Origin of the sequence: Serratia symbiotica (assembly GCF_000821185.2) — a bacterium.
Lineage (GTDB): Bacteria > Pseudomonadota > Gammaproteobacteria > Enterobacterales > Enterobacteriaceae > Serratia > Serratia symbiotica.
Genome location: NZ_CP050855.1, coordinates 513,740 through 536,956 on the forward strand (window position 1 = coordinate 513,740; position 23,217 = coordinate 536,956).

At 54.9% G+C, this 23,217-nt stretch carries 19 protein-coding genes and 1 riboswitch; of the genes, 11 read left to right on the forward strand and 8 right to left on the reverse strand.

The window, feature by feature from the left end:
* Positions 1 to 24 precede the first annotated feature (24 nt).
* Positions 25 to 663: a glycerol-3-phosphate 1-O-acyltransferase PlsY gene (plsY, locus tag SYMBAF_RS02670; RefSeq protein ID WP_040263357.1), complete on the reverse strand. Its 639-nt coding sequence runs from the start codon at positions 661 to 663 to the stop codon at positions 25 to 27.
* Positions 664 to 770: 107 nt separating this feature from the next.
* On the opposite strand from plsY, the gene folB reads away from it, so the two are divergent.
* Positions 771 to 1,130 (forward strand): bifunctional dihydroneopterin aldolase/7,8-dihydroneopterin epimerase, encoded by a 360-nt coding sequence (gene folB, locus SYMBAF_RS02675; protein ID WP_040263355.1) that lies wholly within the window; start codon positions 771 to 773, stop codon positions 1,128 to 1,130.
* 406 nt (positions 1,131 to 1,536) lie between these two features.
* On the opposite strand, the gene SYMBAF_RS02680 is transcribed toward folB, so the two are convergent.
* Both SYMBAF_RS02680 and SYMBAF_RS02685 read right to left on the reverse strand, forming a co-directional pair.
* Complete coding sequence (locus tag SYMBAF_RS02680) at positions 1,537 to 2,781, reverse strand: multifunctional CCA addition/repair protein (RefSeq protein WP_040263353.1); 1,245 nt, start codon at positions 2,779 to 2,781, stop codon at positions 1,537 to 1,539.
* Between the two features lie 96 nt (positions 2,782 to 2,877).
* Positions 2,878 to 3,498 carry a TIGR04211 family SH3 domain-containing protein gene (locus tag SYMBAF_RS02685; RefSeq protein WP_040263352.1) on the reverse strand — a complete coding sequence of 207 codons (621 nt, stop codon included), beginning with the start codon at positions 3,496 to 3,498 and terminating at the stop codon, positions 2,878 to 2,880.
* 278 nt (positions 3,499 to 3,776) lie between these two features.
* On the opposite strand from SYMBAF_RS02685, the gene SYMBAF_RS02690 reads away from it, so the two are divergent.
* From SYMBAF_RS02690 to hldE, 3 genes are all read left to right on the forward strand, one after another.
* Positions 3,777 to 5,081: a CYTH domain-containing protein gene (locus SYMBAF_RS02690; RefSeq protein ID WP_040263350.1), complete on the forward strand. Its 1,305-nt coding sequence runs from the start codon at positions 3,777 to 3,779 to the stop codon at positions 5,079 to 5,081.
* 46 nt (positions 5,082 to 5,127) lie between these two features.
* Positions 5,128 to 7,965: a bifunctional [glutamate--ammonia ligase]-adenylyl-L-tyrosine phosphorylase/[glutamate--ammonia-ligase] adenylyltransferase gene (gene glnE, locus SYMBAF_RS02695; RefSeq protein WP_040263347.1), complete on the forward strand. Its 2,838-nt coding sequence runs from the start codon at positions 5,128 to 5,130 to the stop codon at positions 7,963 to 7,965.
* A 92-nt stretch (positions 7,966 to 8,057) separates the two neighbouring features.
* Positions 8,058 to 9,512 carry a bifunctional D-glycero-beta-D-manno-heptose-7-phosphate kinase/D-glycero-beta-D-manno-heptose 1-phosphate adenylyltransferase HldE gene (hldE, locus tag SYMBAF_RS02700; protein ID WP_040263345.1) on the forward strand — a complete coding sequence of 485 codons (1,455 nt, stop codon included), beginning with the start codon at positions 8,058 to 8,060 and terminating at the stop codon, positions 9,510 to 9,512.
* Between the two features lie 115 nt (positions 9,513 to 9,627).
* On the opposite strand, the gene ubiK is transcribed toward hldE, so the two are convergent.
* Positions 9,628 to 9,900 carry a ubiquinone biosynthesis accessory factor UbiK gene (ubiK, locus tag SYMBAF_RS02705; RefSeq protein ID WP_040263343.1) on the reverse strand — a complete coding sequence of 91 codons (273 nt, stop codon included), beginning with the start codon at positions 9,898 to 9,900 and terminating at the stop codon, positions 9,628 to 9,630.
* 143 nt (positions 9,901 to 10,043) lie between these two features.
* A riboswitch (FMN riboswitch) is annotated at positions 10,044 to 10,205 on the forward strand.
* Between the two features lie 109 nt (positions 10,206 to 10,314).
* Here ubiK and ribB point away from each other — a divergent pair.
* On the forward strand, positions 10,315 to 10,968 hold the full coding sequence (gene ribB / locus SYMBAF_RS02710; RefSeq protein WP_040263341.1) for a 3,4-dihydroxy-2-butanone-4-phosphate synthase: 654 nt from the start codon (positions 10,315 to 10,317) through the stop codon (positions 10,966 to 10,968).
* 48 nt (positions 10,969 to 11,016) lie between these two features.
* Here the strand turns inward: ribB and SYMBAF_RS02715 are convergent, their stop codons facing one another.
* From SYMBAF_RS02715 to tolC, 3 genes are all read right to left on the reverse strand, one after another.
* Positions 11,017 to 12,177 carry a glutathionylspermidine synthase family protein gene (locus SYMBAF_RS02715; RefSeq protein WP_040263338.1) on the reverse strand — a complete coding sequence of 387 codons (1,161 nt, stop codon included), beginning with the start codon at positions 12,175 to 12,177 and terminating at the stop codon, positions 11,017 to 11,019.
* Positions 12,178 to 12,180: 3 nt separating this feature from the next.
* Complete coding sequence (locus SYMBAF_RS02720) at positions 12,181 to 12,837, reverse strand: DUF1190 family protein (RefSeq protein ID WP_040263335.1); 657 nt, start codon at positions 12,835 to 12,837, stop codon at positions 12,181 to 12,183.
* A 153-nt stretch (positions 12,838 to 12,990) separates the two neighbouring features.
* Positions 12,991 to 14,442, reverse strand: coding sequence for an outer membrane channel protein TolC (tolC, locus tag SYMBAF_RS02725; RefSeq protein WP_040263333.1), 1,452 nt, complete (start codon positions 14,440 to 14,442; stop codon positions 12,991 to 12,993).
* Between the two features lie 267 nt (positions 14,443 to 14,709).
* On the opposite strand from tolC, the gene nudF reads away from it, so the two are divergent.
* From nudF to parC, 6 genes are all read left to right on the forward strand, one after another.
* The gene (gene nudF, locus SYMBAF_RS02730; protein WP_040263331.1) at positions 14,710 to 15,342 is read left to right on the forward strand and encodes an ADP-ribose diphosphatase; all 633 of its coding nucleotides are present in this window, start codon (positions 14,710 to 14,712) and stop codon (positions 15,340 to 15,342) included.
* A complete protein-coding gene (locus tag SYMBAF_RS02735; protein ID WP_040263329.1) occupies positions 15,342 to 15,767 on the forward strand; it encodes a DUF1249 family protein in 426 nt (141 codons plus the stop codon). The genes nudF and SYMBAF_RS02735 overlap by 1 nt, the downstream gene beginning before the upstream one ends.
* A gap of 27 nt (positions 15,768 to 15,794) precedes the next feature.
* The gene (gene cpdA / locus SYMBAF_RS02740) at positions 15,795 to 16,622 is read left to right on the forward strand and encodes a 3',5'-cyclic-AMP phosphodiesterase (RefSeq protein ID WP_040263327.1); all 828 of its coding nucleotides are present in this window, start codon (positions 15,795 to 15,797) and stop codon (positions 16,620 to 16,622) included.
* The gene (gene yqiA / locus SYMBAF_RS02745; RefSeq protein ID WP_040263325.1) at positions 16,622 to 17,197 is read left to right on the forward strand and encodes an esterase YqiA; all 576 of its coding nucleotides are present in this window, start codon (positions 16,622 to 16,624) and stop codon (positions 17,195 to 17,197) included. Before cpdA ends, yqiA begins: the two co-directional genes overlap by 1 nt.
* 221 nt (positions 17,198 to 17,418) lie before the next feature.
* Complete coding sequence (gene parE / locus SYMBAF_RS02750; RefSeq protein ID WP_040263323.1) at positions 17,419 to 19,314, forward strand: DNA topoisomerase IV subunit B; 1,896 nt, start codon at positions 17,419 to 17,421, stop codon at positions 19,312 to 19,314.
* Between the two features lie 257 nt (positions 19,315 to 19,571).
* Positions 19,572 to 21,845 carry a DNA topoisomerase IV subunit A gene (gene parC, locus SYMBAF_RS02755; protein ID WP_040263321.1) on the forward strand — a complete coding sequence of 758 codons (2,274 nt, stop codon included), beginning with the start codon at positions 19,572 to 19,574 and terminating at the stop codon, positions 21,843 to 21,845.
* 73 nt (positions 21,846 to 21,918) lie between these two features.
* Here parC and murA read toward each other — a convergent pair whose 3' ends face one another.
* Complete coding sequence (murA, locus tag SYMBAF_RS02760; protein WP_040263319.1) at positions 21,919 to 23,178, reverse strand: UDP-N-acetylglucosamine 1-carboxyvinyltransferase; 1,260 nt, start codon at positions 23,176 to 23,178, stop codon at positions 21,919 to 21,921.
* Positions 23,179 to 23,217: the final 39 nt, after the last annotated feature.

Sequence of the window (23,217 nt, forward strand, 5' to 3'; positions counted from 1 at the left end):
GGGTCGGGTGATCCGATCCTTCTGTTATTCATCTTCGGTTTTTTCGCTGTCCGTCGCATCGCTCTTATTCTTGCGGAGTTTACCCCAAATTTTCCCTTCCTGGCCACGCCATAGGCGCTGGATATTATCGTGATGGCGTACCAAGATCAGGCAAGAGAGCATCGCCACCGGAAAGGTAAACTGCGGTTTGAACCACCAGACGTAGAACGGCGCGATCAGCGCACTCACTACGGCACCCAACGAAGAGTAACCACTGAGTAATACCGTTAGTAGCCAGGTGCCAGTCATCAGACCAGCCAGATCCCAGCCGATCGGCGCAATAGCCCCAAAGGCTGTTGCTACGCCCTTGCCGCCACGGAAGTGGAAGAGCACCGGGTAGATATGTCCCAGGCAGGCGGCGATCGCCGTCAGCCCTAGATACAGCGGAGGAACCTCCAGCTTGTACGCCAGCCAGACTGGCAACATGCCTTTCAGGATATCAAATGCCAGCACCGACGCTGCCGCAAGGCGACCGCCAACGCGCAAGACGTTAGTCGCTCCTGGATTCCCTGAGCCAAATTCACGCGGATCAGGCAACCTGGCGATCCGGCAAACCAGGATCGCACTGGAGACTGAGCCACACAGATACGTAAAGATAATCATGCCAAGCGCGGTAGCACTCATAACGCGATTCCGTTTAATAATGGTCGTTTTACTCGCAACATCTATGGATAATACGCATATTCCGCTGGAAGTGGTATCCGGCAAGGCCAAAAACAGAGAATGACGTGATGGATATCGTTTTTATTGAAGAGCTTACCGTAATTACTACCATTGGCGTTTATGATTGGGAACAAAGCATCCGTCAGAAGCTGGTGTTCGATATCGAAATGGGCTGGGATAACCGTAAGGCCGCAGCCAGTGACAACATCAACGACTGCCTGAGCTATGCTGATATCAGCGAAGCTATTATTCAGCATGTCGAGCCGAATTGTTTTGCCCTGGTGGAGCGAGTAGCGGAGGAGATATCGGAGATTTTGCTTCAACGTTTCAATTCGCCCTGGGTTCGTATCAAGGTCAGCAAACCGGGCGCTGTGGTACATGCCAGCCGGGTTGGTGTGATTATCGAACGTGGCACTCGTCCTGCGTAATATTCTGGCATCCTCTGCTCGGCTCGATCGGCATTCATTCTGACGGTACCGATGATGATCGGTACCCGCAGTTTGGATCGGTATAAGAGCCTATTCCAGTAGGTGTACATTGTTGTCGCCAGTTCGGACGCAGACAGTGCGCAACAACCGGCGCGTACAGGGAATACGTGAGGAGGGGGAGCACTGCCCAGGGCCAAAATGGCAAATAAAATAACCTAATGGGATAGGCTCTAAGCATCTGCACTTCCTGACGATGGATGATTTACCGATTTTCGCCGTCAGTTTCGTGACCGCTTTTGCAGTGGGTCAGACGCATCTCATTAGTGCCGTTCGCCCTATCTCTTTAGCGCGAGCGTAGCGCCCTGGCTTATAGGATCTTTATATGCTACCCAGCCATGCGGCTTCCTCATGGCTGGTCGCTCATGATGTTTTGGATAAGCTTCCACTCAGCCAGCGCCTGTTGGCGGCGGCGTGTAAGCTCATCACGGATCGCTATGCCCTGTAGTCCGCTGGCTACGACCTCTTTAATCGATACTGTATTTGCCACCTGATACGCCTGACGTAGATAGTCGCCCTGCGGATACAGATCATTCTCGAAGCCAGTGCGGCCACGGATGTCCGCTTCGCTGGTTAGAATCATCTGCTCTAGCCGCTGCGGCTTACGCCACACGTCAATGGCGTCAAACAGCTTGAGTAGTGTTTGTGGCCGCAGCTTGTTCACCGTATGAATCAGGTCGTGATATTCGGCCACCAGCTTGGCCAGATCGCGCACCGGATTAGGTATCCGCAAACGCTGGCAAAGCTCTTCCACCAGCCGAACGCCAGCCAGCCCATGGCCGTGATGGTGCGGCCAGCACTTCTGAGGCGTTAATCCCTTGCCGAGATCGTGGCACAGTGCGGAGAAACGCACCTCAACCGCCGGGCTGAGCTGAGCGGCGATGGCTAGCGTCATCATGGTGTGAACGCCGGTGTCGATCTCTGGATGCCACTTAGCAGGCGCTGGCACGCCGAACAACGCGTTGATCTCTGGGAATAACACCGCCAGTGCATCGCAGTCGCGCAGCACTTGGAAATAGACTTGTGGGTGCTGGCTCTGTAGCGCCTTTTCGGTTTCCTGCCACACCCGCTCGGCTGTCAGCGCCGCCAGTTCGCCGCTGTGCGCCATATGGCGCATCAATTCAAGGGTTTCCTCCGCAATGCTGAATCCCAGATGGGCGAAGCGAGCGGCGAAACGCGCCACGCGCAACACACGCAGGGGATCTTCAGCAAAAGCATCGGAAACATGCCGCAGCACATGTGCCTGCAAATCGGCCACACCTTGATAAGGGTCGATCAGCACGCCCTCCGAAGAACGGGCAATGGCATTGATGGTCAGATCGCGCCGCAGCAGGTCTTCCTCCAGCGTGACATCCGGCGCGGCGCAGCAAGTGAAGCCAGTGTAACCGTGACCAGATTTACGTTCGGTACGCGCCAGCGCGTATTCTTCATGGGTATCGGGATGGAGAAATACCGGGAAGTCTTTACCGACCTGCTGATAGCCGATTGCCAGCAGGTCCGCCGGCGTGGCACCCACCACGACCCAATCGCGGTCAAACACCGGGATATCAAGCAGGCCATCGCGAACCGCACCGCCGACCAGGTAAATCTTCACGGTTAACTCCTGAATTTGTCTTGATGCTTTGTCTATCAGATCACATAAATTGGCGACGAAATGTCGGCAGCATACGCAAACGGAACAAGACTGAAATCAGTTCATCCAACGGTTGTTGTTTTTGCGACGCGGGATCAAGTGCGGCAACAACAGACCCAACAGCAGGCCAGCACCGGCAACGCCGCCGCCATACATAAACCATTGCAGGATAATAGTGCGCTGCTTGTCGTCGAGTTGCAGATTGACGGCGTTAACTTTCTTTTGTGCGACCACCAGTTGGTTTTTCAGATCTTGATTTTCTTGCTGCAATCCACTGATAGTGCTGCCACTGGCCGCCACCTTCTGCTGCATTTCTTCGGTGCGCTGGTTCCAACGGTTGTCGATGTTGGCCAGCTTGTCAGTCAGGGTTTTCACCTGCTGTTCCAACTCCGGCACGCGGGTGCGCAAGCTGGGCGTCTGGCTCAGATGCTCGAGAGGGATCCAGGTGATACGGCCTTTAGGATCGCGGATCTGAGCGTAGTCGGTGCTATCATTCACGCTCAATAAGGTGACTGCTTCACCGGTATTCAGGGTGCCGACAATACGGTACTGATTGCCCGGACCGCTGTGGACATAAGTGCTCAATTCATCAGAAATATAGCGTTTATCTTCGGCATGTGCGCCCAAAGGGATGCTGAAGCTCAGCGCGGTTAGGCATATTAGGCGTGATTTCTGCATGAGTTCTTCGTTTCTGTGTGAATTTATGGGGCAATAGTAGAGCGTTCAGTCTGGCGAAGCAACGCAAAAACTGGAACGGATACACGTCATTACTGCGACTGATTCTGTGAGTTGCGCAGTGTTTCATTACATAACAGGTTTTTTCTGTAATTAGCAAGGCTAAGGCGCTGGGGATCACGGTAAGATAATGGCCATGGGTGCCATCAGGCAAATGCGGCAAGCTAGGCTGCCGCTGTGAAAACAGACGTGAATGCATAACTTATTGGTGTAAAAGATTTATGACCGTTGAAATAGAACTAAAACTTATTGCTACCCCGGCAGCGGTCACCGCATTGCCGCAACAACTGGTGGCCTGGCCAAACCAACATGCTACGCCGCAAAAACTGACCAATATTTACTTTGAAACCGCTGACAATTTCCTACGCAGCCAGGATATGGGCCTGCGTATTCGCGGTTTTGACGACAATTACGAAATGACCCTTAAAACCGCCGGCAAGGTGCTCGTCGGCCTGCATCAGCGGCCAGAATATAATGTGTCCATTGCTACACCGGTGCTGGCGCTGGAACAGTTCCCGGCAGGTATCTGGCCGCTGGGCTGCGATCTCACCGCGCTGCAACAGGCACTGCAACCGTTGTTCCGCACTGATTTCATGCGTGAGAAGTGGGTGGTGACTTACGGTACAAGCGAGATTGAAGTGAGTCTCGATCAGGGTGAAATCAGCGCAGGTGAACTGAGCGAGGCCCTGTGTGAGATCGAATTGGAGCTTAAGCAGGGCCACACCGCAGATCTATTGGCATTGGCCAACGCGCTGGCGGAACACGGTGGTTTGCGCCAAGGTAACCTGAGCAAGGCGGCGCGCGGTTATCACTTGGCGCAAGGCAATGTAGCGCATGAGCGCCGTCAGCTGAGAGTGCTGAAACCAGCAGCCAAATCCAGCGTTGAGCAAGGCATGATCGCCAGCGTTGAACTGGCACTCAGCCACTGGCAGTACCACGAAGAACTGTGGCTAGGCGGCGACGTTCAGGCTCGCCGTTCGGTGCTGGAGGCGATAGCGTTGATACGCCAGGCCCTGGTGATTTTCGGTGGTTTGGTACCGCGTAAGGCCAGTGCCGATCTGCGCGCTCGTCTGACCACGCTGGAGCCGTTGCTGGTGGATAAAACTGTTCAGCCGCAGGTATTGTGCTACAGCGCGCAGTACCTACAATGTAAGTTGGCGCTCACATCATGGTTAGTGACTCGCGCCTGGCGACCATTCGTCGGTGTTAAGGGGCAGGCCAAGCTGGACGATTCCTTCAAGCGTTTCTGCGACATCATGTTGGGGCGTAGCGCTGCCGAGCTGAAAGCAGCCTTTAACCACACATTGAATGACGATGAATATCCAGAGCAATTGCCGCGACTGACGCGCCACCTGTTAGCGTTTACGCTGCTTTCGGGGGCTTACCCCGACGAGCAAACCGAGCCTTACCTCGCCAGTTGGCGCGAGCTGCAACTCGCGCTGGCCGAACGCCGTCAAAGCGGGTATGAAGCCAGCCGTAAGCAGGCTTTATCGCATGCGCCATTTTGGTTAAACAGCGCACTTTGATAATTAAGTCGGCCTGACAGGCCGCAAAACAGAATGGATTATCACTATGTTGCCACTCTCAGCAGTGTTGCAAGCTCAGGCACAGCAGGTTGTGCAGCATTTTCGCGAGGTTCACGGCGCAAGCTACCTGTTTAGCCCCCAGGAACAGTGGGTGCTGGCGTCAAGTAACTTTGTCAGTGATATGCTACTCGGCCAGCCAACGTGGCTGGAAAGGCTGCGCCAGCAGCCACCAACGCCTGATGAGTGGCAGCATTATACGACCTGGCTACAGAAGGATCTGGAAAAGGTGCACGACGAGGCGGGGCTGATGCATGTGCTGCGCCTATTCCGCTGCGAAATGCTGGTGCGCATCGCCTGGGCGCAGGCGCTGCGCCAATGCACCACCGAAGAAACGCTACAGCAGCTAAGCGGGCTGGCGGAAACGCTGATTGTCAGCGCGCGCGACTGGCTGTACTGCAGTTGCTGCGATGAATGGGGTACGCCGTGCAATGATCAGGGCAAACCACAGCCGCTGTTGATCCTCGGCATGGGCAAACTGGGCGGTGGCGAACTGAACTTCTCTTCGGACATCGATCTGATTTTTGCCTACCCGGAAAACGGCCATACCCGAGGTGGCCGGCGCGAACGGGATAACGCCCAATTTTTCACTCGCCTTGGCCAGCGACTGATCAAGGCGCTGGATCAGCAGACCATCGACGGTTTCGTCTATCGCCTGGATATGCGCCTGCGGCCATTTGGCGACAGCGGCCCACTGGTAATGAGTTTTGCTGCACTGGAGGATTATTATCAGGAGCAGGGGCGCGACTGGGAGCGCTACGCCATGGTGAAAGCACGGCTACTCGGCGGCTCGGAAGATAGCTACAGCCAGGAATTGCGCGAAACTCTGCGGCCATTTGTGTTCCGCCGCTATATTGATTTCAGCGTGATCCAATCGCTGCGTAATATGAAAGGAATGATCGCACGCGAAGTGCGGCGCCGTGGTCTGAAAGACAACATCAAGCTGGGCGCGGGCGGCATTCGGGAAATCGAATTCATCACTCAGGTTTTCCAACTTATTCGGGGTGGGCGCGAACCGGCGTTGCAGGGGCGTTCGCTATTGCCGACGCTGCAAACCTTGGGCGAGTTAGGGCTGTTGGAAGCTGGGCAGGTACAGGCGTTGAGCGCCAGCTATCTGTTCCTACGACGGCTGGAAAACCTGCTACAGGCGATCGCTGATCAGCAGACGCAGACGCTACCGCAAGATGAGCTTGACCAGGCGCGGCTGGCGCACGGCATGGGACTGAAACATTGGTCAGCGTTAATGTCGGTGCTGGATAGGCATATGCAGGCGGTCAGGGCGGTATTTAGCTACTTGATCGGCGACGATGGCGCTGATATAGAAGAAGATCTCTACTATCAGCAATACCACAGTTTATGGCAGGATAGGTTAGAAGAAAATGAGCTAGCCCCGCTGATGCCGCACCTGGGCGAACAAACGCGCCAGCAGATACTGCACATTATTACCCACTTCCGCCATGACGTCGATAAACGTACCATTGGCCCGCGTGGTCGCAACGTGCTCGATCAACTGATGCCGCGCCTACTGGCGGAGCTGTGTCCACGTCAGGACGCGCCAACAACACTACTGCGCCTGACACAACTGCTGTTGAGCATCGTCACCCGCACCACCTACCTGGAGCTGATGGTGGAATACCCTGCGGCGTGCAACCATCTGATCCGCTTGTGCGCCGCCTCGCCGATGGTCACCAACCAGCTATCACGTTATCCGCTGCTGCTGGACGAATTGTTGGAGCCAGCCACCCTGTATCAACCCGTTGCGCCCGATGCTTATCACAGCGAGCTGCGCCAATATCTGCTGCGGGTGGCTGAGGACGACGATGAGCAAAAATTGGAGGCGTTGCGTCAGTTCAAACAAGCGCAACTGCTGCATATTGCTGCCGCAGATATCGTTGGGGCGCTGCCAGTGATGAAAGTGAGCGATCACCTTACCTATCTGGCAACAGCAATTATTGACGCCGTGGTGCAACAAGCCTGGGGCGATATGGTGGCCCGCTTTGGTCAACCGAACCATTTGCAGGATCGCGCCGGGAACGGCTTTGCGGTGATTGGCTACGGTAAACTGGGCGGCTGGGAGTTGGGCTACAACTCCGATCTTGATCTGGTGTTTCTGGTGGATTGCCCGCCGGAGGTGACAACCGATGGCGAACGCAGCATTGATGGCCGCCAATTCTATCTGCGCCTGGCACAGCGCGTGATGCACCTGTTCAGCACCCGTACTTCATCCGGCATTTTGTATGAAGTGGATGCCCGCCTGCGACCTTCCGGCGCAGCTGGCCTGCTGGTCAGCACCCTGGGGGCGTTTGCCGACTATCAGCAGCACGAAGCCTGGACTTGGGAGCATCAGGCTCTGGTACGGGCGCGCATCGTGCACGGTGACCCGCTATTGCACCAGCAATTTGACGACCTACGCCGCGAAATCCTGTGCAAAGTGCGCGATCGGGGATTGCTACGGCGTGAGGTGCGTGAAATGCGCGAAAAAATGCGCCGCCACCGGGGCAACCAGCAGCGCGATCTGTTTGATATCAAAGCCGATGAAGGCGGTATCACCGATATCGAATTTATCGCTCAATACCTCGTCTTAGGCTATGCGAGTATAGAACCACGACTGACACGTTGGCCTGATAACGTGCGCATCTTCGCGCTGATGGCCAATGAAGGCATTATGCCAGAGGAGGAAGCGCGTGCGCTGACCACAGCCTATGTCACCATGCGCGATACCATCCATCATCTGGCGTTGCAGGAACACTCTGACAAGGTCAGCAGCGAACTGTTCGCCGCCGAGCGCCAACAAGTACGCATCAGTTGGCTTAAATGGCTGGGCTGAGGCTGACGTTGCGCAATACGTTTTGCTGCTATTACAGACGTCTATGCTAATATCGGCGGCACGAAAATTTTGTTCTTCTTTGGAGTTATCGGATGAAAGTTACACTGCCTGATTTTCGCCACGCCAGTGTACTGGTGGTAGGTGACGTCATGTTGGATCGCTATTGGTATGGCCCGACCAGCCGCATCTCACCGGAAGCTCCGGTGCCTGTGGTCAAGGTTGATACTATTGAAGAGCGTCCCGGCGGTGCGGCTAACGTGGCGATGAACATTGCTTCGCTGGGTACCAATTCACGTCTGGTGGGGCTGACCGGCATCGACGATGCAGCGCGAGCGCTCAGCGCCAAGCTCAACACTGTGAATGTGTACTGCGATTTTGTCTCAGTGCCTACCCATCCGACCATCACCAAGCTGCGCGTACTATCGCGCAATCAGCAACTGATCCGTCTCGACTTTGAAGAGGGCTTTTCCAACGTCGACGCGCAGCCAGTATTAACGCGCATCCAGCAGGCATTGCCGCAGATCGGTGTGCTAGTGCTGTCAGACTATGCCAAAGGTGCGCTAAGCCAAGTGCAAAACATGATCAAACTGGCGCGTGCCGCCAAAGTGCCGGTGTTGATCGATCCGAAAGGCTCTGATTTTGAACGCTATCGCGGCGCTACGCTGCTAACGCCGAATCTGTCCGAATTCGAAGCAATAGTAGGCCATTGCAAGGATGAAGCCGATCTGGTGGAACGCGGCATGAAGCTAATGGCTGATTTTGCGCTATCCGCGCTGCTGGTAACCCGTTCCGAGCACGGCATGACCTTGCTGCAACCGGGCGTTGCGCCACTGCATCTTCCCACCCAAGCTCAGGAGGTGTTCGACGTCACCGGTGCTGGCGATACCGTGATTGGCGTGTTGGCCGCCGCTTTAGCCGCCGGCAACTCGCTGGAAGAGTCCTGTTTCCTGGCCAACGCTGCCGCTGGCGTGGTGGTCGGCAAGCTGGGAACCTCTAGCGTTTCGCCGATCGAGCTGGAAAATGCCGTGCGTGGCCGCGCGGGAACTGGCTTTGGCGTGATGACTGAAGCCCAGTTGAAAGTCGCTGTGGCGCAAGCACGCCAGCGTGGTGAGAAAGTAGTGATGACCAACGGTATTTTCGACATTCTGCACGCTGGCCACGTTTCCTATTTGGCCAATGCCCGCAAGTTGGGTGATCGGTTGATCGTAGCGGTGAACAGCGATGCTGCTACCAAGCGACTGAAGGGCGAAACCCGCCCAGTCAACGCGCTGGAAAACCGCATGATCGTGCTCGGCGCACTGGAGGCAGTAGACTGGGTAGTGCCGTTTGAGGAAGACACACCGCAGCGTTTGATCAGCGATATCTTGCCAGATTTGCTGGTGAAAGGCGGTGACTACAAGCCGGAAGATATCGCCGGTAGCACAGAGGTATGGGCCAATGGCGGCGATGTCAAAGTGCTGAACTTTGAGCAGGGCTTATCAACCACCAATATCATCACCGCCATCAAAGAGCGGCACGCTGGAAACGGTGGTGAGGGTGAGCAGTAGCCCACTTTGCCGAGCTAGCGAGTATGATGTTCGGCCATGATTTGGCGAGTGTTGCGGAGCTGTTCGCAGGTGGTCAGGCGGCAATAGGGGCGCGGCGATGCGCGCCCAACGAGAATTATTCTTCGTGCTTGGCGGTAGATGCCGCATTCAGCTTGTCTTCCAGACCGGTTATGCGCTGTTCCAGCAACGCCAGTTGCTCACGGGTACGTAGCAGCACCTGAGTCTGCACGTCGAACGTTTCGCGGTTGACCAAATCCAAACGAGCCAGTTGTGACTGTAGCACCTGGCGGATTTTCTTCTCAACGTCTTCCCCGAATTCACGCACGCTTTTAGGCATGGATCCATGAACCTGGCGTGCGATCTGTTCAATTTTTTTCGGGTCAATCATGGCGTATCCCTTTCAGAGTTTAATAGCTACCGTCTAGTGTAATGCGAGTTGCCCGCCGAATAAACTCTAACTCCCCCGCCACCTGTGGCGGCATGATGTTTTTGCTAATTGCCCTGTTTAATTATTAGCGCTATAGTCAACCCGCTTATTCTCAGGGCGGGGTGAAAGTCCCCACCGGCGGTAAATCACCTGCTACGGTGAAAGCCCGCGAGCGCTCAGCCAGTCTGTTACAGGCAGGTTAGAGGTCAGCAGATCCGGTGTAATTCCGGGGCCGACGGTGATAGTCCGGATGGGAGAGAGTAGCGATATCTGTTGGGCTTGTGACAGCTTACGTTGTTTTTAGCTATTGCTAGCTACTCCTCAAGATCGCCCTGATTCTGGTAATCCATAATTTTCTAATGAGGTTTTTTTACCATGAATCAGACACTACTTTCAGATTTCGGCACACAGACAGAACGCGTTGAACGCGCGCTCGATACATTGCGCAACGGGCGCGGTGTGATGGTGCTTGATGACGAAAACCGTGAAAATGAAGGTGATATGATTTTCGCCGCTGAAACCATGACGGTTGAGCAAATGGCGCTGACCATTCGCCACGGCAGCGGTATCGTGTGCCTGTGCATCACCGAAGATCGCCGCCAGCAGCTCGATCTGCCGATGATGGTGACCAATAACTCCAGCCAGTTCCAGACCGCTTTCACCGTGAGCATTGAAGCAGCACGGGGCGTTACCACCGGGGTTTCCGCGACGGATCGCCTGAGCACTATCCGTGCAGCCATTGCCGATAACGCCAAACCGGGCGATCTAAACCGCCCAGGCCATGTGTTCCCGCTGCGAGCGCAACCGGGTGGCGTACTGAGCCGCCGTGGTCATACCGAAGCGACCATCGATCTGGTGGCGATGGCCGGTTTCAAACCTGCCGGTGTGCTGTGTGAACTGACCAACGATGATGGCAGCATGGCGCGTGCGCCGGAAGTGATGGCATTCGCCAAGCAGCACGGCATGGTAGTGTTGACTATCGAGGATCTGGTGGCTTATCGCCAGGCTCATGAGCAGAAAGCCAGTTGAGGTGAAAACGCCAGCCCTTGACTGGCGTTTTCCGATTCAGAGCCTTCGTCAACCAAGAATGATATGCGGATAGAAGCGCGACAGATCTTGGGTGATCAGTTGGCGATCTTCACGCAGGCCGATACCACAGGGCTGATCGTCAACCAACCAACTGCCGATCAGCGTGTAGCTGCCTTCAAACTGCGGCAACGGATGGAACTGCTGAACAATCATACCTTCTTCACCATAGGGGCCTTCAACGCACGCGATTTGCTGGCCGTTTTCGACAATCTGGATATTGGCACCCTCACGTGAGAACAGCGGTTTGGTGACATAATGATCCAGCGGCGGATGTGCATCTTCAGCAAAGTAGGCTGGTAGTAGGTTCGGATGATTCGGGAACATTTCCCACAGCAGTGGCAGCAGCGCCTTGTTGGAGATGATGCTTTTCCAAGCAGGCTCCAACCAGCGCACGCCCGCGTCCTCCAACTTGGTGGCAAACATCTCGCGCAGCATAAACTCCCACGGGTAAAGCTTGAACAGGTTGCCGATCACCTGATCCTGTAGATCGGTAAACTGGCCTTTCTCGCCTAGGCCAATCTCTTCCATAAACAGGAACTCGGTCGCTAGGCCAGCTTCTGACGCACAGTCTTGCAGATATTGCACGGTGCCACGATCTTCCTCACTGTCTTGGCAGCAAGCCAAGTGCAACAAGTCGAAGCCATGATGCGCCTTCAGATCAGCGAAACGTTCAATCAGCTTTTCCTGTAGGCTGTTGTACTGATCCGCTTGTGGAACCAGCTTGCCAGCCTTGATCTGGTCTTCCAGCCACAGCCATTGGAAGAAGGCAGCTTCATACAGCGAGGTTGGCGTATCGGCGTTGTTTTCCAACAATTTAGGCGGGTTGACGCCATCGTAGGCCAAATCGAGACGCGAATACAGCGAAGGCTGACGGGTGCGCCAGGCGCTGCGTACAAAGCCCCAAGTGTGTTTCGGGATGCGGAATTTGACCATCAGTGCATCGCTGGCAACCACTCTCTCCACCACTTGTAAGCACATCTGGTGCAGCTCAGCAGTGGTGCCTTCGATCTCTTCAATCTGCGCCAGTGTGAACTGATAATAGGCATCTTCACACCAGTACGGCTGGTCATACATGGTGTGGAAATGGAAGCCGAATTCAGTGGCTTTTTCGCGCCAGTCCGGGCGTTCGGTAATAGTAACGCGCTTCATGCATCAACCGCCCATGCTGCGAGAGCCGGGGGTGGCGCTGCGGCGTTGCATACTGTTATGTTTGGCGACGGTTTCGCCGAAGCCGCCACGGGTGATGGTATGGGTGACCGCAGGCTTCGGGGCCATGGCGGTTTTCGGCACAGTCGTAGTGCGCCCACCGGCTGTCGCCGCGCCATAACTTTTGCCGGTAGCGTCAACGAACTTGCCGTTGGCCGGGCTGGCAGCGTTTTGGGAGGTGAACAGCGGCTGCTGAGCAAAGCCAGCCCCCCCCATCATGCGGCCCATCATGTAACCGGCCATCAGCGGCATCCAGACGCTGCCGCTGCTTTGAGATCCTGCCGCCATGCCAGCCTGCGCTGGTGCCTGGGTGCACTGCGCGTCGCCAAATTCGGCAACGCAGTCTTCACGGGTGGCGTATTTTGGCGCGGTTTTTTCGGCTTCTTTCAACGCTTTATGGTAGGTCGTGGTGCACTGCTCGCGCATGGAAGGATTCGAGCGCGAACAGTCGTCAGCATTTTGGTACATGGCGACGGTTTCGTCGCTCTTCTCACAGCCAGTCAGCATAAAGACTGCGCTGATCGCCAGGGCCAAGGGTGCCACAGGGTAGCTGCGCCAAGATTTGCGGAACATTTCTTGGTTGATGCTTTTTGTCCGTTTCATCGTTATTAATCCCATCATTTGGGCTGTCTTCGCCCTTTCCCAGTAGTGAGGCTAAGGATAGGGGAAACAGGGTTGAAATTAAAGCTGAAGCAGAGATGGAGGTAAAAGATGGGGCATAGCAGATGCCTGGCCCCATAGGCAGTAGCGCATGCATCAGTGACGGAATGGATCACCGCTGTTGCGCGCTGGTTGAGTGGTATCGGTGGCTAGCCCGTCGCCGTTATAGCCATTGGCATAGGCATTTTGCTCGGTGGTCGCGGGAGCCAGTAGCTCTGGAGAGGTGGAAACAGGTTTGCCCAGCGCACCATTGAGCGCCAGCAAATCATTTTCATTCAGCGTCCCGAGTGAAGATTTGATGTTCAACTGGTTGATCAGATAAGTATAACGTGCGCTTGAGAGTTGCTGCTTAGCGTTATACAGCGTGGTAGTGGCATTCAACACGTCAACTATGGTGCGGGTTCCCACCTGATAACCGGCTTCCATGGCGTCCATGGAACTTTGAGCGGAAACCACCGCCTGTTTGTAGGCGTTGATGCTGCTGATCGACGCGTTCACGTTGTTGAATGATGAACGCACAGTTTGCACCAGGCTGCGGTGTGCGCTTTCCAGCGATTCACTGGCACCGACAAAACTATACTGTGCCTGCTGTACCTGAGAGTTAGTCGCACCGCCACTGTAAAGCGGCAGATTGATGCTCAGGCCGATTTTATTCTGCCCAGTGTTGCTGTCAGTGTCACCGCTGCTACTAGAACCGCTATATTTGGTATCGGTAATACCGGTGGATGCACTCATATTAATGGTCGGCATGTAGCCGGTCTGCGCTAAACGGATCTGCTCACGGGCCAAATCCTGGCTCAAACGCGCGGAAAGCAGGCTCAGATTATGCGCTTCCGCCTCTTTTAGCAGGTTATTCACCGCTTCCGGGCGCTGGGTGTTGAATCGGTCAGTATCCAACGAGGCCAGCTCCGGGTAGAAGGTGCCGGTCACCTGGCGCAATTTTTCCAACGCATTATCTAAGGTATTGCGCGCGGTGACTTCAGACGCCAGCACAGTGTCGTAGTTGGAACGGGCGTTCTGTACGTCAGTGATCGCCACTAAGCCTACATTGAAGCGTTGAGTCGTTTGATCCAGCGTGCGGTACACCGCTTGTTTTTGCGCCTGAGTATAGGACAGCGCATCGATAGCACTCAGCACACTGAAGTAAGCGGTGGCAGTATCAAGGATCAAACGCTGCGAAGAGGTCTGAAAGGTGACGTCAGAGATACCCGCAGTTTTTTCCTGCAACGTCAACACGCGCCATTTCGACATATCAAAAATGGTCTGTGTCAACGCGAGAGAACCGTTAGTCATAGTAGAGTTGATGTTATTGGCATCGCGGTAGCCACGGCCATAAGCATAACCCGCAGTCAGACCGAGCTGTGGTAACAGCGGGCTGCGCGCTTCGTTGATTTTTTCGAATGCAGCGTCACGGTCAGCAGCAGTTTTGCGCAGTTCTGGGTTGCTTTCCCTGGCCTGTTTGTAGACCTGCAACAGGTTCTCTGCCTGGCTCATTGCACTGAAGCCGCCCAGGCTTAGACCGATAAGAAAGGGGAGCAGTTTCTTCATTTGCATTCCTTGTTGTGCAGCAATATTGCTATGTTAGTGCTGACGATAAACGAATTGAGTTGCCGATTCTAGCAGGGCCAGTTGTGCTCATCAGGTGGCTGAATGTGCCATCTGGCATAACTTTTAGCTTTCAGCCCCCCTAGCCGCCTACGTCACACCTGATATCATGGCTGACAATTTAGCATAAAGCAGCGGCAAATTATCTCGTGGTTTTTTATCATCAAAGCTGTTTATTTTATCGCCATATTAACGCAGGAGCATGCGCTTATGAACCGTTCGCAGCCATCGCCCGTTACTTTCGACAAAAAAGATGTAGACATTATTGCCTGTGAAACGCTGTACCGTGGTTTTTTTTCACTCAATTCATACCGGTTTCGCCACCGCTTATTCAACGGCGAAATCAGCGCGGAGATTCAACGGGAGATTTTCGAGCGTGGGCATGCGGCGGTGTTGCTACCCTATGACCCAGTGCGCGACGAAGTGGTGCTGATTGAACAATTGCGCATCGCCGCTGTCGATACCAGCCATTCACCTTGGCTGCTGGAAATGGTAGCAGGAATGATCGAGACCGGTGAGAGCATCGAGGATGTATGCCGCCGCGAGGCGCTAGAAGAGGCTGGCGTGGATATTGGGCGCTGCAAGCCGTTGCTGAGCTATCTGGCCAGCCCAGGGGGGACCAGCGAACGCTTGTCGATCATGGTCGGCGAGGTGGACGCCGCTACTGCCAAGGGTATCCATGGGTTGGAAGAAGAAAATGAAGACATCCGCGTCCATGTGGTCAGCCGTGAGCAGGCTTATTGCTGGGTTGAAGAAGGCGTGATCGATAACGCCGCATCGGTGATTGCACTACAATGGTTGGCGTTGCACCATAAATCGTTAAGAAAAGAGTGGGTCAACTAATGGAACAGCGCTATACCCCTGATTTCCCGGCAATGATGAGAGTGTACGCCACCAACTATGCGCAATTATGTCGTTTGCTGCCACACAACGACAAAGTGGGCGAAACGGTGACTTATCAGGTGAACGCAGCTCACTATCGTCTGACCCTTAACGAATCCACACGTTACACTTCTCTGGTGGAAATCGAGCAGACCTTTCCTGTTGTCAACGACTGGAACCTGCCCGCCATGACAGTGCGGCTATATCATGACGCCATGGTTGCGGAAGTGCGCTCCAGCCAACAAGTCTATCGCTTTAAAGCACGTTATGATTATCCGAATAAAAAGTTACATCAACCTGACGAAAAGCATCAAATTAATCTGTTTCTTGCTGATTGGCTACGCTACTGTTTGGCGCATGGAGCGATGGCGGTTCCAGTTTCTTAAACAGACTGAAATAACAAAGGAAACCCTGTGGAAAGCCTGTTTAAACTACCCGTGGCGAGTGGGAACACGGCCAGGATCTTACAAATCACCGATACCCATCTTTTTGCAGACAAGCACGAGACCTTGCTCGGCATCAATACCTATCGCAGCTACCATGCGGTGCTGGATGCCATTCAGGCACAACGACGCGAGCTTGACCTTATCGTCGCCACCGGCGATTTGGCACAAGATCACTCACTGGCTGCCTACCAACACTTTGCTGAGGGTATCTTTCAGTTGCCTGCTCCTTGCGTCTGGTTGCCGGGCAATCATGACTACCAGCCCGCAATGGTCGATGCGTTGACCACTGCGGGCATCGAGCCATCAAAGCAGGTGCTGCTGGGGGATAGTTGGCAGGTGATCCTGCTAGACAGCCAAGTGTACGGTGTACCGCACGGCGAACTGAGCGAATATCAGCTCGAATGGATGGCGCGTTGCCTGCAAACCCACCCAGAGCGTTATACCCTATTGCTGCTACACCACCACCCTATGCCTTGCGGTTGTACCTGGCTCGATCAACATAGCCTGCGCAACCCGCATATGCTGGCAACGACCTTGTTGCGCTATCCCAAGGTGACCACATTGGTATGTGGGCATATTCACCAAGATTTGGATCTCGAATGGCAGGGGCGTTGTCTGTTGACAACGCCGTCTACCTGCGTGCAATTCAAACCGCACAGCACTCATTTTACCATTGACGATGTTTCTCCCGGCTGGCGCTATCTTGACCTACTGCCGGATGGCCGCGTCGAGACGCAGGTGTACCGCTTGGAAAACAATGATTTCCGCCCCGATATGGATTCGGATGGATACTAATGCCTGCGACATTACTTTATCTACACGGTTTTAACAGTTCCCCCCAGTCGGCAAAGGCAACGGCTTTCAAAACTTGGCTGGCTAAGTATCATCCCGACATTGAGATGCTGGTGCCGCAACTGCCGGTCTTTCCAACAGAGGCCGCTAAAGTACTGGAAAGCCTGGTGATAGAGCGTGCCGGGCGGACGCTGGGCGTGGTCGGCTCCTCGCTGGGCGGCTACTATGCCACCTGGCTTTCGCAGTGTTTTTTACTGCCTGCGGTGGTGGTTAACCCAGCAGTGAAGCCGTTTGAGCTGCTGCTTAACTATCTTGGCGAAAACGAGAACCCCTACACCAGCCAGCAATATGTGCTAGAGTCACGTCATGTTTATGATCTAAAAATGATGCACATTGCCTCCTTGGAATCACCGGATTTAATCTGGTTGCTACAACAAACAGGCGATGAAGTTCTCGATTACAGGCAAGCAGTGGCCTATTATACTGCCTGTCGGCAAACGGTAGAATTGGGTGGAAACCATGCCTTCGTCGGTGTCGCGCACTACTTTCCCCAGATTGTGGATTTTTTAGGGCTATAACTCGGCTACAATGTCAAGTAAGAAAAGTATGCGTAGCAGACCCAATGGATTGCAAGTTGAGGCTAGGCGGCAAACTCATGAACCTCTTGGAACTTACCTAGGTAAGCGGTTGAGGTGAGCGGGTGCAGCCAACAACGCGGCGGCTTGCAAGACGAAGGGGATAAACGCCTGCTAAGCTGACGGTTCCGGCATCTTCCGCTAACCACGAAAAATAATTAACGATGACACACACCAGTTACAATGCTGATGCTATTGAAGTACTCAGCGGTCTAGAACCAGTACGCCGTCGTCCCGGTATGTATACCGACACAACGCGCCCCAATCACCTCGGCCAAGAAGTGATAGATAACAGCGTTGATGAAGCCTTGGCTAACCACGCTAAGCGCATTGAGGTGATTCTGCACGCTGATCAGTCGCTGGAAGTGATTGATGATGGCCGTGGCATGCCGGTGGACATCCACCCAGAAGAGGGCATACCAGCGGTTGAGCTGATCCTGTGCCGCTTGCACGCCGGCGGCAAGTTCTCGAATAAAAACTACCAATTCTCCGGTGGCCTGCATGGCGTGGGGATCTCGGTGGTCAACGCCCTGTCTAAGCGGGTAGAAGTCAACGTTAAGCGTGATGGCAATGTTTACGGCATCGCCTTCGAAAACGGCGACAAGGTGCAGGATCTGACGGTGACCGGTACATGCGGCAAACGCAATACCGGCACCAGCGTCCATTTCTGGCCTGACGAGCAGTTCTTCGACAGCCCGCGCTTTTCGGTTTCACGCTTGAGTCACCTGCTGAAAGCCAAAGCAGTACTGTGCCCAGGCGTCGAAATCGACTTCATCGACCAGGTGAACAATACCGAGCAGCGCTGGTGTTACCAAGACGGCTTGACCGATTACCTGATGGAAGCGGTCAATGGCCTAATGACCTTACCGACAGCGCCGTTTGTCGGCAACTTCGCCGGTGATACAGAAGCCGTCGACTGGGCGCTGCTGTGGTTACCGGAAGTCGGCGAGCTACTGACCGAAAGCTATGTTAACCTGATCCCTACCATGCAGGGTGGTACCCATGTCAACGGGCTGCGTCAGGGGCTGCTGGACGCAATGCGCGAGTTCTGCGAATTTCGTAACATCTTGCCACGTGGCGTAAAGCTATCAGCGGAAGATATTTGGGATCGCTGCGCTTACGTGCTGTCGGTGAAAATGCAAGATCCGCAGTTCGCTGGGCAGACCAAGGAGCGGCTGTCGTCACGCCAATGTGCGGCCTTTGTTTCCGGCGTGGTGAAAGATGCATTTAGCCTGTGGCTGAACCAGAACGTTCAGGCGGCGGAACAATTGGCTGAACTGGCGATCTCCAGTGCTCAGCGCCGTCTGCGTGCTGCCAAGAAGGTGGTGCGTAAGAAACTGACCAGTGGGCCAGCGCTACCGGGGAAACTGGCAGACTGCACATCGCAGGATCTGAGCATGACCGAACTATTCTTAGTGGAGGGAGACTCGGCAGGTGGCTCTGCCAAGCAGGCGCGTGACCGTGAATATCAAGCGATCATGCCGTTGAAAGGCAAGATCCTCAACACCTGGGAAGTTTCCTCCGACGAAGTGCTGGCCTCGCAAGAAGTACACGACATTTCCGTGGCGATCGGCATCGACCCGGACAACGAAGATCTTAGCCAATTGCGCTACGGCAAAATCTGTATCCTGGCGGATGCGGACTCAGACGGTTTACACATCGCCACGCTGCTGTGTGCATTGTTCGTCCGCCACTTCAGTTCGCTGGTGAAGGGGGGTCATGTGTATGTGGCGATGCCACCGCTGTATCGTATCGATCTCGGCAAAGAGGTGTTCTACGTCCTGGATGAAGAAGAGAAAGCTGGCGTGCTGGAACAACTTAAGCGTAAGAAGGGCAAACCGAACGTCCAGCGCTTTAAAGGGCTGGGTGAGATGAACCCACTCCAACTGCGCGAGACCACGCTAGATCCGAACACACGCCGTCTGGTGCAGTTGACGGTAAACGCCGACAACGTGGTTCAAACGCTGGCGGTGATGGACATGCTGCTCGCCAAGAAGCGTTCAGAAGATCGCCGTAATTGGTTGCAAGACAAAGGCGATATGGCCGAACTGTCGGTTTGAGCCGTTCTCAGGCCTGGCGCTGACCGATGAGGGGCAAAGCTTGCTTAACCCTGCGTGTCACATCATCCGCTCGGTGGAAAATGCCGACGAGCAGAGGGGACAAATGAGGCATAAACATACCGACCTATTAGCTTCCAGCCAGCAATCATGGCGCCTACTGTGACAACCATCACGCAGATAGGTTACTATTACCAGCAGAATCTCCCCTTTGTCGTCCAAGAGTTACTGCCATGCCACGGTCTGAGGATAATTGAGTAATGAGTGATTTAACTCATGACGGTGTAGAGCGTTTACCGCTGCACACCTTCACTGAAAACGCCTATCTGAATTATTCCATGTACGTCATCATGGATCGAGCGTTGCCGTACATTGGCGATGGGTTGAAGCCGGTACAACGCCGCATTATTTACGCCATGTCCGAGCTGGGGCTGAGCAACAGCGCTAAATTCAAGAAATCTGCCCGTACCGTGGGTGACGTGCTGGGCAAATACCATCCGCACGGTGACAGTGCCTGTTATGAAGCCATGGTGTTGATGGCACAGCCGTTCTCATATCGCTATCCGCTGGTAGATGGTCAAGGAAACTGGGGGGCACCGGATGATCCCAAGTCCTTTGCCGCCATGCGTTATACTGAATCGCGGCTGTCCAAATATGCAGAAGTCCTGTTAGCTGAACTGGGCCAAGGCACCGTCGACTGGGTGCCAAATTTTGACGGTACCCTCCAGGAGCCGAAGATATTGCCGGCGCGCCTGCCAAACATTTTACTCAACGGCACCACGGGTATCGCCGTCGGCATGGCAACCGATATCCCACCACACAATGTGCGTGAAGTAGCCACCGCCGCTGTGGCACTGATCGACAAGCCGGGCGCTTTGCTCGATGATCTGCTCGCATTCGTCCAAGGGCCAGATTTTCCCACTGAAGCTGAGATCATCACCCCGCGTGATGAAATTCGCAAAATTTACCAGAATGGTCGCGGTTCGGTGCGTATGCGCGCCGTGTGGAACAAGGAAGACAACAGTGCAGTGATCACCGCCCTGCCACACCAGGTTTCCGGTGCCAAAGTGCTGGAACAGATCGCCAATCAGATGCGTGCCAAGAAGCTGCCGATGGTCGAAGATCTGCGTGATGAGTCCGATCACCAGAACCCGACACGTCTGGTTGTTGTGCCGCGCTCCAACCGCATCGATCTGGAGCAAGTGATGAACCACCTGTTCGCCACCACCGATCTGGAACGCAGCTATCGCGTCAACATGAATATGATCGGTTTAGATAATCGCCCACAGGTAAAAGGGTTGGTGGAAATCTTAACCGAGTGGCTGACGTACCGTCGCGATACGGTACGCCGCCGGCTTAACTATCGCCTTGAGAAAGTGCTGAAACGCCTGCACATTCTTGAAGGCTTGCTGGTGGCGTTCCTCAACATCGATCAGGTGATCCACATCATCCGCAGCGAAGACGAACCTAAACCGGTGCTGATGCAGAGTTTCGGTATCTCCGACACCCAGGCGGAAGCGATCCTAGAGCTGAAGCTGCGCCATTTGGCCAAGCTGGAAGAGTTCAAGATTCGCGGTGAGCAGGATGCGTTGGTCAAAGAACGCGATCAACTGCAAGCACTGTTGGCCTCTGAGCGCAAACTGAACATCCTGCTCAAGAAAGAGATCCAGGCTGATGCGCAGGCTTATGGCGACGACCGCCGTTCCCCCATTATCGAGCGCGCAGAAGCCAAGGCGATGAACGAGCACGATTTCGTGCCGTCCGAACCAGTGACTATTGTGTTATCCGAGATGGGCTGGGTACGTAGTGCCAAGGGGCACGATATCGAACCAGGCGGATTAAGCTATAAGGCTGGTGACAGCTTCCGTAGCGCGGCGCGCGGCAAGAGCAACCAGCCGGTGGTGTTTATCGACTCTACCGGGCGCAGCTATGCGCTCGATCCACTGACGCTGCCTTCGGCACGTGGCCAAGGCGAGCCACTAACCGGCAAGCTGACGCCACCACCGGGCGCTACCATCGAACAGGTACTGATGGCACCAGACGATCAGAAACTACTGATGGCCTCCGATGCTGGCTACGGTTTCATTTGCACCTTCAATGATTTGGTGGCGCGCAACCGCGCTGGCAAGGTGATGATTACCTTGCCGGATGACGCCAAAGTATTACCGCCAATAGAGATCCACGGCGAAGACAACATGCTGCTATCGATCACCGCCGCTGGGCGCATGCTGATGTTCCCGGTCACCGATCTGCCACAACTATCGAAGGGCAAGGGCAACAAGATTGTCTCCATTCCGGCGACGCAGGCGGCAACCGGTGAAGATAAACTGGCTTGGCTGTTGGTACTGCCGCCGCAAACTTCCATAACCCTGCATGTAGGCAAACGTAAGCTGACGCTGAGGCCAGAAGATCTGCAAAAATTCCGTGCCGAGCGTGGCCGCAAAGGTACCCAACTGCCACGCGGCTTGCAGCGCATCGACCGCGTAGAGGTGAATGCGCCGCAGCGTGCGGCTATAGTAGGTGATCAAGAATAAGCGATAGCGATAACAGGATGATAAACAGGCGGGTGCCACTGGTCAGCCCTTAGCAGTTTTGCACGCACCGCCATTACTCATCTTTCACACGCTCAATTTTCGCCCCCAGTGCGCGCAGTTTGTCTTCAATACGCTCATAACCGCGATCAATATGATAGATACGATCGACGATGGTGATACCGTCGGCGATACAGCCCGCCACTACCAGGCTGGCAGAAGCGCGCAGATCGGTCGCCATCACCTGAGCGCCGGAAAGCTGCTCAACACCATGGCAAATCACGGTGTTGCTCTCAACTTCCGCCTGTGCGCCCATACGGATCAGTTCCGGCACGTGCATGAAGCGGTTTTCGAAAATGGTCTCGGTGATCACACCAGTGCCCTCTGCCACCAGGTTCAATAGACTGAACTGAGCTTGCATATCGGTCGGGAAGCCCGGATGCGGCGCAGTACGCACGGTGACCGCTTTCGGGCGCTTGCCGTGCATGTCCAAACTGATCCAGTCCTCACCTACCTCGATATCCGCGCCTGCTTCGCGCAGCTTGGCCAGCACTGCATCTAGGGTGTCCGGGCGGGTATCGCGGCACAGTACTTTGCCACCAGAAACCGCAGCGGCGATCAGGAAGGTACCGGTTTCGATACGGTCAGGCAGCACGCGGTATACACCGCCGCCCAGACGATCAACGCCTTCGATGGTAATTTTATCGCTGCCAGCGCCGCTGATTTTCGCCCCCAACGTATTAAGGAAGTTGGCGGTATCGACAATTTCCGGCTCGCGCGCGGCGTTCTCAATAATGGTGGTGCCGGTCGCCAAGGTAGCAGCACTCATGATGGTCACGGTCGCACCAACACTCACCTTATCCATCAGGATGTGTGCGCCCTTCAGGCGGCCTGCCACAGAAGCTTTGACGTAACCTTCTTCCAGTTTTATCTCAGCACCCAGTTGTTCCAGACCGGTGATGTGCAAATCAACCGGACGTGCGCCGATCGCACAGCCGCCTGGCAGGGAAACCTGGCCACGACCGAAACGTGCCACCAGCGGCCCCAGCGCCCAGATGGACGCGCGCATGGTTTTCACCAGATCGTAAGGCGCGCAGAACTCATTCACACCGCTGGCGTCAACATACACCGAACCGTTGCGTTCAATCTTGGTGCCCAACTGGCTGAGTAGCTTAATGGTGGTATCGATATCCTTCAATTTGGGGACATTTTGTAGCTCAACTGGCTCTTCTGCCAACAGGGCGGCGAACAAGATCGGTAGGGCAGCGTTTTTAGCCCCGGAAATAGACACTTCACCGCTCAGGCAAGTCCGGCCCTGCACACGAAATTTATCCATTTGATACTCTCTGTTATCTAACCTGACGCTGTCCCCCGC

What these genes read in the sequence shown, in the direction of transcription:
- SYMBAF_RS02690 (WP_040263350.1), top strand. Translation starts at nt 3,777, where the DNA reads ATGACCGTTGAAATAGAACTAAAACTTATTGCTACCCCGGCAGCGGTC.
- tolC (WP_040263333.1), bottom strand. Translation starts at nt 14,442, where the DNA reads ATGAAGAAACTGCTCCCCTTTCTTATCGGTCTAAGCCTGGGCGGCTTC.
- ubiK (WP_040263343.1), bottom strand. Translation starts at nt 9,900, where the DNA reads ATGATTGACCCGAAAAAAATTGAACAGATCGCACGCCAGGTTCATGGA.
- SYMBAF_RS02715 (WP_040263338.1), bottom strand. Translation starts at nt 12,177, where the DNA reads ATGAAGCGCGTTACTATTACCGAACGCCCGGACTGGCGCGAAAAAGCC.
- yqiA (WP_040263325.1), top strand. Translation starts at nt 16,622, where the DNA reads ATGCCTGCGACATTACTTTATCTACACGGTTTTAACAGTTCCCCCCAG.
- parE (WP_040263323.1), top strand. Translation starts at nt 17,419, where the DNA reads ATGACACACACCAGTTACAATGCTGATGCTATTGAAGTACTCAGCGGT.
- parC (WP_040263321.1), top strand. Translation starts at nt 19,572, where the DNA reads ATGAGTGATTTAACTCATGACGGTGTAGAGCGTTTACCGCTGCACACC.
- SYMBAF_RS02685 (WP_040263352.1), bottom strand. Translation starts at nt 3,498, where the DNA reads ATGCAGAAATCACGCCTAATATGCCTAACCGCGCTGAGCTTCAGCATC.
- nudF (WP_040263331.1), top strand. Translation starts at nt 14,710, where the DNA reads ATGAACCGTTCGCAGCCATCGCCCGTTACTTTCGACAAAAAAGATGTA.
- folB (WP_040263355.1), top strand. Translation starts at nt 771, where the DNA reads ATGGATATCGTTTTTATTGAAGAGCTTACCGTAATTACTACCATTGGC.
- glnE (WP_040263347.1), top strand. Translation starts at nt 5,128, where the DNA reads ATGTTGCCACTCTCAGCAGTGTTGCAAGCTCAGGCACAGCAGGTTGTG.
- plsY (WP_040263357.1), bottom strand. Translation starts at nt 663, where the DNA reads ATGAGTGCTACCGCGCTTGGCATGATTATCTTTACGTATCTGTGTGGC.
- SYMBAF_RS02735 (WP_040263329.1), top strand. Translation starts at nt 15,342, where the DNA reads ATGGAACAGCGCTATACCCCTGATTTCCCGGCAATGATGAGAGTGTAC.
- hldE (WP_040263345.1), top strand. Translation starts at nt 8,058, where the DNA reads ATGAAAGTTACACTGCCTGATTTTCGCCACGCCAGTGTACTGGTGGTA.
- ribB (WP_040263341.1), top strand. Translation starts at nt 10,315, where the DNA reads ATGAATCAGACACTACTTTCAGATTTCGGCACACAGACAGAACGCGTT.
- SYMBAF_RS02720 (WP_040263335.1), bottom strand. Translation starts at nt 12,837, where the DNA reads ATGAAACGGACAAAAAGCATCAACCAAGAAATGTTCCGCAAATCTTGG.
- murA (WP_040263319.1), bottom strand. Translation starts at nt 23,178, where the DNA reads ATGGATAAATTTCGTGTGCAGGGCCGGACTTGCCTGAGCGGTGAAGTG.